Source organism: Hoeflea sp. BAL378 (assembly GCF_000759435.1).
Lineage (GTDB): Bacteria > Pseudomonadota > Alphaproteobacteria > Rhizobiales > Rhizobiaceae > Hoeflea.
Genome location: NZ_JRJG01000177.1, coordinates 1 through 14370, shown reverse-complemented (window position 1 = coordinate 14370; position 14370 = coordinate 1). Strand labels below are relative to the sequence as shown.

The following is a 14370-nucleotide window of genomic DNA, read 5'->3' as shown; positions in this document are numbered from 1 at the left end:
CGTCTTCCGATGCCACGAGCGGCACATCGTTGGTGCCGGTGATGGTAACCGAGATGGTGCGCTCGACCGTGCCGCCGCGGCCGTCGCTCAGGGTGATCGTGAACGTCTCGACCTTGGTCTCGTTGAGGGCCAGGTATTCCACGGCCGAAGCCGCGACGCTGTAGCTCCAGCTGATCACGCCGCCGGTTCCGGTGCCTGTGGTGTCGACGGTAACGTTTGCCGTCAACGCGCCGAGTGCGCCGTTCGAGGCGACGATACCAGGCAAGACGGTGTGGGTGTCGCTGAGATCGACATCGGTGAAGGCGATGGTGCCGCTGTCGGTGAGATTCCCTGCCGGCGTCACCTGTTCGGTGACCGCGCCGGTCACGTCTCCAGCCGCGACGACCGGCACGTCATTGGTACCGGTGATGGTCACCGAAATCGTGCGCTCGACGGTGCCGCCGCGGCCATCGCTCAGGGTGATCGTGAAGGTCTCGATCTTCGTCTCGTTGAGAGCCAGATACTCCACCGCAGAAGCGGCGACGCTGTAGCTCCAGCCGATCACGCCGCCCGTGCCGGTGCCGGTGGTGTCCGTGGTGACGTTTGCGGTGAGTGTCCCCAAAGCGCCGTTCGAGGCGACGATGCCCGGGAGGACGGTGTGAATGTCGAGAAGATCGACATCGGTGAAGGCGATGGTGCCGCTGTCGGTGAGATTCCCCGCGGGCGTCACTTGTTCCGTGACCGCGCCGGTCACGTCTTCAGAAGCAACAACCGGGACATCGTTGGTACCGGTGATGGTCACCGAAATGGTGCGCTCGACCGTGCCGCCGCGGCCATCGCTCAGGGTGATCGTGAAGGTCTCGACCTTGGTCTCATTGAGAGCCAGATATTCCACGGCCGAGGCCGCGACGCTGTAGCTCCAGCTGATGATCCCGCCCGTGCCGGTGCCGGTGGTGTCGGAAGTCACGCTCGCCGTGAGCGCGCCCAAAGCGCCGGTCGAGGCGGCAATCGCCGGATTGATCGTATGCGTGTCGCCGAGATCCACGTCGGTGAAGGCAATCGTGCCGCTGTCGGTAAGGTTCCACGCCGGCGTTACCTGTTCCGTGACCGCGCCGGTCACGTCTTCCGATGCCACGAGCGGGACGTCGTTGGTGCCGGTGATGGTGACCGAGATAGTGCGCTCGACCGTGCCGCCGCGGCCGTCGCTCAAAGTGATCGTGAAGGTCTCGATCTTGGTTTCGCCCGCGGCGAGATACTCGACCGCCGAGGCTGTCACGCGGTAATTCCAGCTAATCACGCCGCCCGTGCCGGTGCCGGTGGTGTCGGAAGTCACGCTCGCGGTGAGTGTCCCCAGCGCGCCGGTCGAGGCGGCAATCGCCGGATTGATCGTGTGCGTGTCGCTGAGATCCACGTCGGTGAAGGCGATGGTGCCGGTGTCGGTGATGTCGCCCGCGGGCGTCACCCGCTCGGTCACGCCGCCGGTCACGTCGCCGGCGGCGACCACGGGGACGTCGTTGGTGCCGGTCACCGTGATCACCACGTCCTGGGCGATCGTGCCGCCGCGCTGGTCGTTGATGGTGACCCGGAAGGTGAGCTGGACGCTGTCGGCGGCGCCGAGGAAATCGGCGGCGCCATTGGCGATCTGGTAGGTCCAGCCGGTGGAGCCGGCGCCCGTGACGGACGAGAAATTCGACAGCGCCGCGTCGGCGAGCGAGAATCCGGCCTTGAGCGCGGCGACCTGGGCCGCGGTCAGCGCAGAGCCATTGGCGAGAGTGACGCCGGTGACCGTGCCGCCGTCATGGCTGGCCGAGGGATCGTCGGACAGGTCGACGTCCGAGAAGCTGATCGTGCCGCTGACGGAGGCCGGATCGGCGTCCAGGCCGCCAGGGACATCCGCGGTCTCGTCAACCAGGCCCGACTGGACCCGCGAGGTGATCACCGGGGCGTCGTTCGTGCCGGTCACCGTGAGGGTCACGGTCTGGGTGGTTGAGAAAATGCCGTCCCTGATCCGCACATCGAAGGACAGGGTGACGGTCTCGCCCGCGCCGAGAAAATCCAGCGCGCCATTGGCGAGGGCATAGGTCCAGTTGATGGTTCCGCCCGCGGCCGAGGTCGATTCGACGGTGACGCCGCCGGCTGTGTCGAGCGCGAAGCCGTCGAGCAGGCCCTGCAGTTGCGCCGTGGTCAGGCTCCCGCCGCCATTCAGTTGCTGGGAGACGACCGCGCGCGCCGACACGTCCGCCTGGCGCGTTTCGCCGAAATCCGGATCAAAGAACGTCACGGCACCGGTCGCGGCAAACGGGTCGGCGTCCACGCCGCCCGGCACATCGGCGCTCTCGACAACTGCGCCGGTGACGATGCCGCCGCCGGTCAATCTGGCGGCAATGTTGCCGGGATCCTGCAGACCGCCCTCGCCCGCCTGATCCCCGGACCCCAGGGCGCTGTCGCCGAGCAGGGCCAGGGTCGGGGCGCCGTCGCCCTGAAGCGAGGCGCCGCTCGAATCCTGGAAGTCGCCGCCCGAGCCGGTCGGCGCCTGCGCGGAGACGGACACGGTGTTTCCCGGTCCGGCGGCGACGTTGAAGCCGTTGGTGTTGAGGGCCGCCACCAGCACGTCCTGCGGGATCTCGATGTCGCCGATGATGAAGGTGGGAAGATTGAGCGCGCCGCCGATGACCCTCACCTGGGTGCCGTCCGGCTGGATCAGCAGCAGGTCGTCGCCGTCGAGCCGGATCTCCTCGAGACTGACATCGGCGCCGAGCGTGACCCTGTTGTCGCTGTCCGGCACGAATTCCATGGATGAAGCCGCGGCCGGGGCGGCGCCGGCCTCCTGACCGGTGTCGGCCTGGGCCATCAGCACCGGATCGGCGCCGATATCGAGCCGGCCGTCGTCGCCGATGGTGTCGGAAAGGTACAGGCCGCGGTCTTCAGTCATGACAAACTCCCATGATTTTTACCAGGCTTTAACCAGTCCGAATTTTGCCAACAATACTGCTGAACGCCGTCGGCATATCAATTCATGCCGCGGACGACATATTTAATCCGTGGTTAACGGAAATGTATATCTATTCATGCCTTTATGGGATTTGGATCGCGCGTTTCCCGGGAAATCCGGCCGTGCGGCGGGGATCGCGGCAAGCATAGATGTGTAAAATTTTAGAGAAATGATACATGTATCGGGAGTATTTCTCGCAGATCTGAATCAATATTTTTTGATACTGATCTTTTCAAATATCTGAAGACGACTGAACTTGGAATACAGCGTCACCGCAAGTGTTCCGCCACAACACTGGCGCAATGGGGACCTCGTCCTGTTCGTTCACGACCGTGCCCGGCCGCCCTTGGGCGACCGGGTGACGCCGACGGCCCACCGGGAAATCCCGGATTGAGACAGGCGCCCGCGCGATGGCTAGCGCAGTTCCAGCGGCAGCAGATCGTCGGGCATGTTCTGGTAGCTCACCGGCCGGATGAAGCGGCGGATGGCGAGCGTTCCCACCGAGGTGGCGCCGAAATTGGTCGAGGCCGGATAGGGGCCGCCATGGACCATGGCGTCGCAGACTTCGACGCCGGTCGGGAAACCGTTGGCGAGCAGCCGCCCGGCTTTGCGCTCGAGGACCGGCATCAGCTCCCTTGCGTGACCGAGATCGGCGTCCTCCATCTGCAGCGTGCAGGTGAGCTGGCCGTGCAGTCCGAGCGCGATCGCCTTCATTTGGGCGAAATCCTCGGCCTCGACGATGATCCCGAGCGGGCCGAACACCTCTTCGGCGAGCACGCGGGCATCGAGCCAGTCCCTGCCCGCGACCCGGTAGAGATAGGGCGCGGCGTTGCGGCCCTCGCAGGCGGCGGCGAGCAGTTCCTCGACGCCTGCGGTCCGGGCGACGGCCTCGCGTCCCGAGCGGTAGGCCGCGGCGATGCCGTCGGTGAGCATGGTCTGGGCGCTGACGCTCGCGAGCGCTTCGCCCGCGGCCGCGGCGAAGGCCTGCGCGTCCGCGCCCTTGAGCGCGATGACGACGCCGGGATTGGTGCAGAACTGCCCTGCCCCCATGGTCAGCGAGCCGGCCCAGCCCTTCGCGATCTCGGCGCCGCGCGCCTTGAGCGCGTGGGGCAGCAGGAACATCGGGTTGATCGAACCCAGTTCGCCATAAAAGGGGATCGGCGTCGGTCGCGCCGCGCAGAGGTCGAACAGCGCCCTGCCCGCCCCGAGCGATCCGGTGAAGCCGATGGCCTGGATCAGCGGATGGGTGACGAGCGCCTCGCCGGCCTCGCGGCTGTTGGACTGGACCAGCGAAAAGACGCCTTCGTGCACGCCGCAGGTCTTGATCGCGGCATGGATCGCCTGGGCGACGATCTCGGCGGTTCCGGGATGGGCGGGGTGGCCCTTGACCACCACCGGGCAGCCCGCGGCCAGAGCGGAGGCGGTGTCGCCGCCCGCGGTCGAAAAGGCCAGCGGGAAATTGGATGCGCCGAACACGCCGACCGGACCCACCGGGCGCTCCACCATCTTGATGTCGGGGCGCGGCGGCGTGCGGTCGGGCAGCGCCTTGTCGTGACGGCGGTCGAGATAGGCGCCGTCGAGAATATGGCTGGCGAACAGGCGCAACTGGCCGGTGGTGCGGCCGCGCTCGCCGTTGAGCCGGGCTTCGGGCAGGCCCGTCTCGGCGGTGCCCGTCGCGGTCAGCGCCTCGCCGCGCGCCTCGAGCTCGTCGGCGATGGCGGTGAGGAACCCCGCCCGGATCTCGGCGCTGGAATAGCCGTAGCTCCAGAAGGCCTCTTCGGCGGCCGTCGCGGCGGCGTCGATATGCGCCTTCGTGCCCTGGGCGTAGTCGGCGGCCGGGCCATGGGCCGGCTGGGAGCTGAAGGTGGTGTCTCCCTCAACCCACTGGCCCGCGATCAGGTGCTTTCCGGTGATCATGTCTGGCATTCCCATTCTTGAAGAGTGTATCGGATCAGTCCGTGGACCCGTCTATTTGCCCCATTTCAGGGCCATGACGTCGAGATCGCGGGCAAGCTGCAACAGCCGGCTCCTTGTGCGCTCGGACATCGGCTTGAGCGGATGGCGGACGTGATCGCTCCTGATCACGCCGCCCTCCTTGAAAATCACCTTTGCGGCGCGGAGTCCACACTGGCGGTTCTCATGATTGATGAGCGGCAGGCATTTTTGCCATTGCTCGAGCGCCGCGGCGGTGTTGCCGGCCCTGTGCTCGACAACGATCGGCCGGATCTTCTCCGGGAACATCGCCGAGGTCATGGTGCCCGTCGCCCCGGCGTCGAGGTCGGCCAGCAGCGTCACCGCCTCCTCGCCGTCGAACGGCCCGAGGATGTGCTCGCCCGCGGCCTCGATCAGCGCCGCGAGCTTGTCGGCGGCGAAGGGGCACTCGATCTTGAAATAGGAGACGTTCTCGAGTTCGCGGGCGAGCCGCGCCAGGAGCTCGACCGGCAGGGTCACGCCCGACAGCGGCGCGTCCTGCACCATGACGGGTATCGAGATGGCCCTGTTGACCGCCTCGAAGTGCTCGAAGATCCCCTGCGGCGCGGGATAGAGGCCGGAGCCGTGATAGGGCGGCATCATCATGATCATCGAGGCGCCCATCGACTGGGCGAGCTTCGCCCGCTCGGTGGCGATCTGGGTGGAGAAATGGCTGGTGGTGACGATCACCGGCACCCGGCCGGCCGCATGTTCGAGGCTCAGCCGCATCAGGAGCGTGCGCTCCTCGTCCGAGAGCAGGAACTGCTCCGAATAATTGGCGAGGATGCAGATCGCGTCGACGCCCTGGTCGATCATGCAGTCGATCACCCGGCGCATGCCGTCCTCGTCGACCCGTCCGTCGGGGTGAAACGGCGTCGGCGCCACGGGGAGAATGTTGGCGAGCGGTTGTTTCATGGTGTGGTCCTTTCAGGCGGTCGCTGCTGTCTGCCGCGGGATGGCGGCTGATGCCGCGGCGCGCGGGTCGTAAGCCGGCTAATCGGCTTCATTCGATGAAGGGCTCGACGGGGATCCGGCGGCCCAGGACGAAGGCGTCGGCGACATGCGCCATCGGCGCCAGATCCATGTCGACACCCCCTGCCCGCACCAGCCGCGCCATGTTGGCGTAGAGCCGCGGATATTCGCCGGTGAGCGCCGCGCCGGCCGCGGTGGCGGACTGGACCACGCCGTCGATGGCAAGCGCGGCGCCGCCTTCGGACAGCACCAGGCTGCCCTCTGCGGTGGTGATCTCGATATTCCAGAACTGGTCGCCCTCCTTGCGGAAGTCGAACTCGGCGCTGACCTTGGCTCCGTACGGATGGGCAAAGGCGATATGGGCGGCGATCGGCGTCTCGCAGTTTTCCGGGATGAAGAGGTCGGATGCAGTCACGTGGATCGGGTCGGGCAGGATCTCGGTGACGATCGACAAAGCGTTGATGCCCGGATCGAAGACGCCGAGACCGCCCGCCTGCCAGATCCAGGTCTGGCCCGGATGCCATTTGCGCACGTCTTCCTTCCAGGTCACCACCAGGCTTTCCAGCCGCTTGCCCGCGAGCCAAGTTTTCGCCGTGGACACCATCGCCGCCTCGCGCGAATGCCAGGTGGCGTAGATCGACACGCCCGCCTGGCGCGCCATGGCCTCGAGCGCGTGGCACTCGCTCAGCGTCGCGCCGGGCGGCTTCTCGAGCATTACGTGGCGACCGGCCGCGATCGCGGCCCTGGCGTAGTCGAACCGCGGCACCGGCGGCATGCACAGAGACACGACCTCGATGTCCGGCCGCGCCGCGAGCATGGCGGTGAAATCGTCGTAGGAGGGCACCCCGTCGACGCTCGCGTGGCGCGAGACGGTCGCGGCCAGCTCCCAGTCGGGCGAAGCCGCGATCGCCGGGATATGCTGGTCGCGGGCGATTTTGCCGATTCCGGCAAGGGCGATCTTGAGCGCCATCAGTGCGAATCCTTTCCGACCGGCGCGCCGCGGCATCCGACCAGGAAATCGAGGTCCGCGCCGGTGTCGGCGCCCTGGATGTGGGTCTGGTGCAGCCAGGCATAGCCGGACGCCGGCTTGTCGGCCGGGGGCGTCCAGTGCTTGAGCCGCGCCGCCAGCTCGTCGTCGGAAATGTCGAGACGGATGCTGCGCGCGGCCACGTCGAGCTCGATGAAATCGCCGTCGCGGACCACCGCCAGCGGCCCGCCTTCGGCGGCTTCGGGCGCGGTGTGCAGGATCACGGTGCCATAGGCGGTGCCGGACATGCGCGCATCGGAAATCCGCACCATGTCGGTGATGCCCTTTTTCAGCACCTTCGGCGGCAGTCCCATATTGCCGACCTCGGCCATGCCGGGATAGCCCTTCGGCCCGCAGTTCTTGAGCACCATCACGCAGCTCTCGTCGATGTCGAGCGCGTCGTCGTTGATCTTGGCCTTGTAGTCGTCGATGTCCTCGAACACGACAGCGCGGCCGCGATGCTTCAGGAGATGCGGCGAAGCGGCCGAGGGCTTGATCACCGCGCCCCTGGGGGCGAGGTTGCCGCGCAGCACGGCGATGCCGCCCTGCGCCGTCAGCGCTTTCTCGACCGGCAGGATGACATCCTCGTTGTGGTTGACGACATGCTTGACCTGGTCCCACATGGTCTCGCCCGAGACCGTGAGCGCCTCCTTGTGCAGGAGCCCCGCCTCGCCCAGACGCTTGAGCACCACCGGCAGGCCGCCGGCATAGAAGAATTCCTCCATCAGGTATTTGCCCGACGGCATCAGGTTGACGATGGTCGCCACGTCGCGGCCGCAGCGGTCCCAGTCGTCGAGCGTCAGGTCAACGCCGACGCGGCCGGCCATGGCGAGCAGATGGATGACCGCGTTGGTCGAGCCGCCGATGGCGCCATTGGTGCGGATGGCGTTCTCGAAGGCCTGCCTTGTCATCACATCCGACGGCTTCAGGTCATCCTTGACCATCTGGACGATGCGGCGGCCGGACATCTGCGCCATCACCCGGCGGCGGCTGTCGACCGCGGGGATCGCTGCGTTGCCCGACAGCGCCATGCCCAGCGCCTCGGCCATCGAGGCCATGGTGGAGGCGGTGCCCATGGTGTTGCACGAGCCCGCCGAGCGCGACATCGAGGCTTCCGCCTCGAGGAAATCCTCGGCCGACATCTCGCCCGCCTTGACGGCTTCGGAGAACTTCCACAGATGCGTGCCCGAGCCGACCCGCTCGCCGCGGAAATAGCCGTTGAGCATCGGTCCGCCGGTCACCACGATCGACGGCAGATCGGTCGAGGCCGCGCCCATCAAGAGGCTCGGCGTGGTCTTGTCGCAGCCCACCAGCAGCACGCACCCGTCCATCGGCTGGCCGCGGATGGTCTCCTCCACCGCAAGCGCCGCGAGGTTGCGGAACATCATCGCGGTGGGCCGGAAGCTGCTTTCGGAGGCGGAAAGCACCGGCACTTCCACGGGGAAGCCGCCGGCCTCCAGCACGCCGTTCTTCACCCGCTCGGCAAGATCGCGCAGATGCGCGTTGCAGGGCGTGAGCTCCGACCAGGTGTTGAGGATGCCGATCACCGGGCGCCCGTCGAACATGTCGTGCGGGAAACCCTGGTTCTTCATCCAGCCGCGATGATAGATCTGGTCGCGGCCGGAGCCGCCGAACCATTCCTGGGAGCGCAGTCGTCTTGGCCATTGTGCGGGTGTGAAGGTCATCTTAACTCCGAAGCCGTCGGCCGGTTGATGGGCGCGCGGCTTTCCATGTTGGTTCAGCTCTGTTTGTTCTTGTTGTACACATCGAAGATCACGGCCGCGAGCAGCACCAGGCCCTTGATGACCTGCTGGTAGTCGATGCCGATTCCCATGATCGACATGCCGTTGTTCATCACGCCCATGATGAAGGCGCCGACGACGGCGCCGATGATCTTGCCGACCCCGCCCGACATCGAGGCGCCGCCGATGAAGACCGCGGCGATCACGTCGAGCTCGAAGGAGACGCCGGCCTTGGGCGTGGCCGTGTTCAGCCGCGCGGCGAAGATCAGCCCGGCAAGGGCCGCAAGCATGCCCATGTTGACGAAGGTCAGGAAGGTCAGCCGCTCGGTGCGGATACCCGAGAGCTTGGCGGCCTTCTCGTTCCCGCCCAGCGCATAGACGCGGCGGCCGAGCGTGGTGGATTCGGTGAGGAACGCATAGACGATGGTGAGGATGCCCATGGTGATCAGCACGTTGGGCAGGCCGCGGAAGGTGGCGAGCTTGTAGGACACGAACACGATCGCGCCGGCGACCAGGAGGTTGCGCACCACGAAGAAGACCATCGGCTCGGCCACCATGCCATAGGCGCGGTTGCGGGCGCGCGACTGCAGCCCCATCCAGATGATCAGCCCGGCGATGACGATGCCGGTGACGACGGCGAAGCCGTTCATCCGCTCGAAGCCGAACATATCCTTGATGAAGGGCAGCAGATCCGGGATGAAGCCGGTCGACAGCGCCTGGAACTCGCGCGGGAACGGTCCCACCGACTGGCCCTCGAGCAGCCACAGCGAGGCGCCGCGGAAGACCAGCATGCCGGCAAGCGTGACGATGAAGGACGGAATCCGCCAATAGGCGATCCAGTAGCCCTGCGCCGCGCCGATGAGGATGCCGACCAGCAGGCAGGCGGGGATGGTGAGGTAGATCGACCAGCCCCACTCGACCATCATCACCGCGGCGAGCGCGCCGACGAAGCCGACGACCGAGCCCACCGAGAGATCGATGTGGCCGGCGACGATGACCAGCAGCATGCCAAGCGCCATGATGATGATGTAGCTGTTCTGCAGGAACAGGTTGGTGATGTTGACCGGGCGCAGCAGCGTGCCGTTGGTGGTGAACTGGAAGAAGGCCATGATGGCGATCAGCGCCAGCACCATGCCGTAGTCGCGCAGATGGTTGGCCAGATAATGGCTGACCGAGCGGTCTCGCGCGCCTTCAGTGGTCTCTGCGGTATCGGTGGCCATTGCCCTAGCTCCTCACGATGAAGGACATGATGCGCTCCTGGCTTGCGTCGGCGGCGGAGAGCTCGCCAACCAGGGCGCCTTCATTCATTACATAAATCCGGTCGCACATGCCCAGGAGTTCCGGCAGTTCGGACGAGATCATCAACACGCCCCTGCCGTCGGCGACAAGCTGGTTGATGATTCCGTAGATCTCGTATTTGGCGCCGACGTCGATGCCGCGCGTCGGCTCGTCGAGGATCAGCACCCTGGGATCGGCGAACAGCCATTTCGACAGCACCACCTTCTGCTGGTTGCCGCCCGACAGGTTGACCACCTTCTGGAACACGCCGGGCGTGCGGATGTTGATCGCCTTGCGGTACCCTTCCGCGATCCGGATCTCCTGGGCTTCCGAAATCACGCCGTAATTCGAGACCTTGGGCAGGTTGGCGAGCGTGATGTTGCGCTGGATGGTCTCGTCCAGGACCAGCCCCAGTTTCTTGCGGTCCTCGGTGACATAGGCGAGGCCCGCGGCGATGGCCCGGTCGACGGTCGACACGTCGACGGGCGAGCCCTCGATCAGCACCTCGCCCGAGATCCTTCGCCCGTAGCTCTTGCCGAAGATGCTCATGGCGAGTTCGGTGCGGCCCGACCCCATCAGGCCGGCGATGCCGACCACCTCACCGGCGCGCACATTGAGGCCCGCGTTGCGGATCACCTGGCGCTCGGTGTGCTCGGGATGCCAGACGTTCCAGTCGCGCACCTCCATCAGCACGTCGCCGGGATTGCTTTCGCGCGCCGGAAAGCGCTGCGCCATGTCGCGGCCCACCATGTCGCGGATGATCCGGTCCTCGGTGATCTCCGCCCCCCGGGCGTCGAGCGTCGAAATGGTGGCGCCGTCGCGGATCACCGTGACCCGGTCGGCGATGGAGCGCACCTCGTTCAATTTGTGGCTGATGATGATCGAGGTCACCCCTTGCGCCTTGAGCTCGATGAGCAGGTCGAGCAGCTTCTGGCTGTCCTTTTCGGACAGCGCCGAGGTCGGCTCGTCGAGGATCAGCAGCCGGACATCCTTGGACAGCGCCTTGGCGATCTCGACAAGCTGCTGCTTGCCCACGCCGATGCGGTCGACCAGAGTGCCGGGCGCTTCCGACAGCCCGACCTTCTTCAACAGCGCCTCGGTGCGCTGGAATGTCTCGTGCCAGTCGACCTTGCCGCGGCTCGCGCATTCATTGCCGATGAACAGGTTCTCGGCGATCGACAGCAGCGGCACCAGCGCCAGTTCCTGGTGGATGATGATGATGCCCACGGCCTCGCTCTGGCGGATGCCGGAGAATTGGGCCAGCCTGCCGTCGTAATGGATCTCGCCCTCGTAGGAGCCGGCCGGATAGACGCCCGAGAGAACCTTCATCAAGGTGGATTTGCCCGCGCCGTTCTCGCCCACCAGCGCATGGATTTCCCCTTCCATGACGGTGAGGCTCACCGCGTTGAGGGCTTTCACCCCCGGGAAGGTCTTGGTTATGGAGCGCATCTCCAGAAGAGGCTTCATGGCTCGATCTCGGTTTCCGCGGAATTCGGGTACAGGCCCCTGCCCGCGCTCGTTACAGCGCGGGCAGTTCGACAGGCGGGTTGCGCGGACTGGATTACTTGATCTGATCCATCGTGTAGTAGCCGGAACCGATCAGGATCTGTTCCCAGTTGCTCTTGTCGACCGAGACCGGCTCGAGCAGATAGGATTCCACCACCTTGACGCCGTTGTCATAGGTCGAGGTGTCGTTGATCTCCGGCGTGCCGCCCTGCAGCAGCGCGTCGACCATGCCGACGGTCACGCGCGCGAGTTCGCGGGTGTCCTTGAACACGGTCGAATACTGCTCGTCGGCGAGGATCGACTTGACCGAGGGCACTTCGGCGTCCTGGCCGGTGACGATCGGCATCTTCAGATCGCCGGTGCCGTAGCCCACGCCCTTGAGCGAGGACAGGATGCCGATCGACAACCCGTCATAGGGCGACAGCACGCCGTGCACCTGCTTGTCGGTGTAGTGGGCGGACAGGAGGTTGTCCATGCGCGCCTGGGCGACAGCGCCGTCCCAGCGCAGCGTGCCGACCTTGTCCATGCCGGTCTGGCCGGAGACGATCACGACCTTGCCGGAATCGATCAGCGGCTGCAGCACGCTCATGGCGCCGTTGTAGAAGAAGAAGGCGTTGTTGTCGTCGGGCGAGCCGCCGAACAGCTCGACATTGTACGGACCTTCGCCGAAGCGTTCCTCGAGACCCTTGACCAGCGACGAGGCCTGCTGCACGCCGACCTTGAAATTGTCGAAGGTGGCGTAATAGTCGACATTGCCGCTTTCGCGGATCAGCCGGTCATAGGCGATCACCTTGATGCCGGAAGCTGCGGCGTTTTCGAGCGCGTTGGACAGCGTGGTGCCGTCGATGGCGGCGATGACCAGCACATTGACGCCCTTGGTGATCATGTTCTCGATCTGGGCGAGCTGGTTGGGAATGTCGTCCTCGGCATATTGCAGATCGGTCGCGTAGCCCGCGGCGGTGAACTGCTCGACCATCGAATTGCCGTCGGAAATCCAGCGCGCGGACGATTTGGTCGGCATGGCGATGCCGACGGTGCCCTTGTCCTGCGCCATCACAGGCACGGAGATCAGGCCGGCGCCAAGCGCTACGGCAGCTAGAAGTGAAGTAAGCTTTCTCATCAAGTCCTCCCGAGACAAGGCCAGACCGGCCGCACCCCCTCCTCAGAGGCTGCACCCGCTGGCAAAAGGGATCCAAACGAACCCGCCGCCAGTTAAGGGCTGTTGCGGATGCATTTCAAATGAATAGATTGACAAAGTGCATACCAAAATTGATAACTCGGAGATGCACCAGACCGCACGCAGCCTCCAGCTCAAGGACTTCCGGCTCATCGAGGCCATCCACGAGACCGGGCAACTGGCGCTCGCGGCCGAGCAACTGTCGATCTCGCAGCCGGCGGCGTCCCGCATGCTGGCCGCCATCGAGCGCAGCGTCGGCGGGGCAGTGTTCGAGCGCCATCCCAAGGGCATGACGCCGACCCAGGTCGGGCTGACGCTGATCCGCAACGGCTCCAACCTGCTCAACGGGCTCGACCAGACGCTCAACGAGATCCGATCGCTGAGCGAAGGCCTCGCCGGCACCGCCCGCGTCGGCTCGGTCACGGACGGGGCGGTGGCCTTCGTCGTGCCGGCGATCCAGGAGCTCAAGAAGACGGCGACCGGCGCCGACATCCATGTCGATGTCGCCCCCAGCGACGTGCTGGTCGAGGGCCTGTTCCGCGGCGAGTATGATTTCGTGCTGTCGCGCATCCCGCCGGGCTACGACAAGCACCAGCTCGAGGTGCGACGCGGCCGGCACGAGGACATCTGCTTCCTGATGCGCGCCGGCCATCCGCTGGCGTCGCGGCCGGCGGCGCCGCTCGCAGGCCTTGCCGGGCATGAGTGGATCACCCAAGCGCCGCACACGCCGCTGAGGCAGGCGGTGGAATCGGTGTTCGTCTCCGCCGGCGTGGCGCTGCCGCGCGACATCGTCAACACCACCTCGATGCTGGTGATGATCGCCTATCTCGCCTCCTCGGACGCGATCGCGCCCATCCCGCGCCAGGTCGCGGCGCTCCTGGCCTCCAACGGCCATTCGGGCGGGCTGGTGACCGTGGATCCGGAGGAGAAGATCATCGTCAGCCCCTATTTCCTGATCTCGCACCGGACCACCATCATCAGCGCGATCGCGGCGCGGCTGCGTGAGATGGTGTTCGCGGCGATGAACCGGGCCGCGGACTGAGGCCGCCAGGCTGTCCCCGCCCCGGCGGTCAGTCGGCGTCGATGAAGACGCTGACGCTCGCCGCCCGGCCTTCGGCGTCCATCACCGTGAGCGTCGAGGCGCCCTCGCTGTCGGGCTTCCAGTTCAATTCGCGCCGGCGCGTGGGCTTTGGCAGCGGCAGTCCGTTGGCGATCAGCCGGTAGGGCGCGACCCCGCCCTGCAGCTTGATGACCAGCGGCATCATCCTGCCCGAACCGCCGGTCCCGAGCGCGACGCGCGCGCCCTGCGGCGGATAGACGATGCGCGGCGGCAGGGATCCGCCCGCCACGGCCGCGGCGGGCTCGTCGCCGGACTTGAATTTCCTCAGCGCGAACGGCAGGTCGCGGCGCGGCCGCTCGACCAGGCCGTGCGGCGCCGGCGGGAAGGCCACGCGCTCGAGACCGGTACGGGCGAAGGCCTCGAACAGCAGAGGCGCCGCTGTGGTGATCCCCGACAGGCCGGGAATGGGCGCGGCATCCGGGCGGCCGACCCAGACGCCCAGCACGTAGCGGCCGTCGAACCCTACCGCCCAGGCGTCGCGGTAGCCGTAGGAGGTGCCGGTCTTGTAGGCGATGGCGATGCGTGGCGCCGATTGCGGCGCCTCCACGCCCGAAAGAATATGGGCGACGCGCCAACTGGCCTCGGCCTGCATCACCGGATGGCCGA

Annotated in this window: 9 protein-coding genes and 1 pseudogene; 1 reads left to right on the top strand and 9 read right to left on the bottom strand. The window is 66.3% G+C overall.

The genetic code is table 11. The features are described 5' to 3' along the window. The 8 genes from LL06_RS26625 to chvE form a co-directional block, all read right to left on the bottom strand. Positions 1–2911: VCBS domain-containing protein (locus tag LL06_RS26625; RefSeq protein ID WP_201772384.1), on the bottom strand; the 2911-nt coding region annotated here is incomplete at its 3' end. A 474-nt stretch (positions 2912–3385) separates the two neighbouring features. Then, positions 3386–4888, bottom strand: coding sequence for an aldehyde dehydrogenase (NADP(+)) (locus tag LL06_RS24390; protein WP_201772383.1), 1503 nt, complete (start codon positions 4886–4888; stop codon positions 3386–3388). Between the two features lie 51 nt (positions 4889–4939). Next, a complete protein-coding gene (locus tag LL06_RS24385; protein ID WP_035533228.1) occupies positions 4940–5857 on the bottom strand; it encodes a dihydrodipicolinate synthase family protein in 918 nt (305 codons plus the stop codon). An 88-nt stretch (positions 5858–5945) separates the two neighbouring features. After that, positions 5946–6887, bottom strand: coding sequence for a Gfo/Idh/MocA family oxidoreductase (locus LL06_RS24380; RefSeq protein ID WP_201772385.1), 942 nt, complete (start codon positions 6885–6887; stop codon positions 5946–5948). Next, positions 6884–8626 carry an L-arabinonate dehydratase gene (gene araD / locus LL06_RS24375; RefSeq protein ID WP_035533224.1) on the bottom strand — a complete coding sequence of 581 codons (1743 nt, stop codon included), beginning with the start codon at positions 8624–8626 and terminating at the stop codon, positions 6884–6886. Before araD ends, LL06_RS24380 begins: the two co-directional genes overlap by 4 nt. Before the next feature lie 53 nt (positions 8627–8679). Beyond that, positions 8680–9903: a multiple monosaccharide ABC transporter permease gene (gene mmsB, locus LL06_RS24370; RefSeq protein ID WP_035533222.1), complete on the bottom strand. Its 1224-nt coding sequence runs from the start codon at positions 9901–9903 to the stop codon at positions 8680–8682. Between the two features lie 4 nt (positions 9904–9907). Then, on the bottom strand, positions 9908–11428 hold the full coding sequence (gene mmsA, locus LL06_RS24365; protein ID WP_035533220.1) for a multiple monosaccharide ABC transporter ATP-binding protein: 1521 nt from the start codon (positions 11426–11428) through the stop codon (positions 9908–9910). A gap of 94 nt (positions 11429–11522) precedes the next feature. Next, positions 11523–12587: a multiple monosaccharide ABC transporter substrate-binding protein gene (gene chvE / locus LL06_RS24360; protein WP_035533218.1), complete on the bottom strand. Its 1065-nt coding sequence runs from the start codon at positions 12585–12587 to the stop codon at positions 11523–11525. 163 nt (positions 12588–12750) lie between these two features. Here chvE and LL06_RS24355 point away from each other — a divergent pair, with 163 nt between their 5' ends. Further along, on the top strand, positions 12751–13686 hold the full coding sequence (locus LL06_RS24355; protein ID WP_035533216.1) for a LysR family transcriptional regulator: 936 nt from the start codon (positions 12751–12753) through the stop codon (positions 13684–13686). Between the two features lie 28 nt (positions 13687–13714). On the opposite strand, the pseudogene LL06_RS28455 reads toward LL06_RS24355, so the two are convergent. Next, a pseudogene (locus LL06_RS28455) lies at positions 13715–14370 on the bottom strand (penicillin-binding protein 1C); the annotation flags it as partial.

Bases quoted from the DNA above. Each gene is read 5' to 3' on its own strand.
- LL06_RS24390 (WP_201772383.1), bottom strand. From the start codon at position 4,888: ATGATCACCGGAAAGCACCTGATCGCGGGCCAGTGGGTTGAGGGAGAC.
- LL06_RS24385 (WP_035533228.1), bottom strand. From the start codon at position 5,857: ATGAAACAACCGCTCGCCAACATTCTCCCCGTGGCGCCGACGCCGTTT.
- araD (WP_035533224.1), bottom strand. From the start codon at position 8,626: ATGACCTTCACACCCGCACAATGGCCAAGACGACTGCGCTCCCAGGAA.
- mmsB (WP_035533222.1), bottom strand. From the start codon at position 9,903: ATGGCCACCGATACCGCAGAGACCACTGAAGGCGCGCGAGACCGCTCG.
- mmsA (WP_035533220.1), bottom strand. From the start codon at position 11,428: ATGAAGCCTCTTCTGGAGATGCGCTCCATAACCAAGACCTTCCCGGGG.
- chvE (WP_035533218.1), bottom strand. From the start codon at position 12,587: ATGAGAAAGCTTACTTCACTTCTAGCTGCCGTAGCGCTTGGCGCCGGC.
- LL06_RS24355 (WP_035533216.1), top strand. From the start codon at position 12,751: ATGCACCAGACCGCACGCAGCCTCCAGCTCAAGGACTTCCGGCTCATC.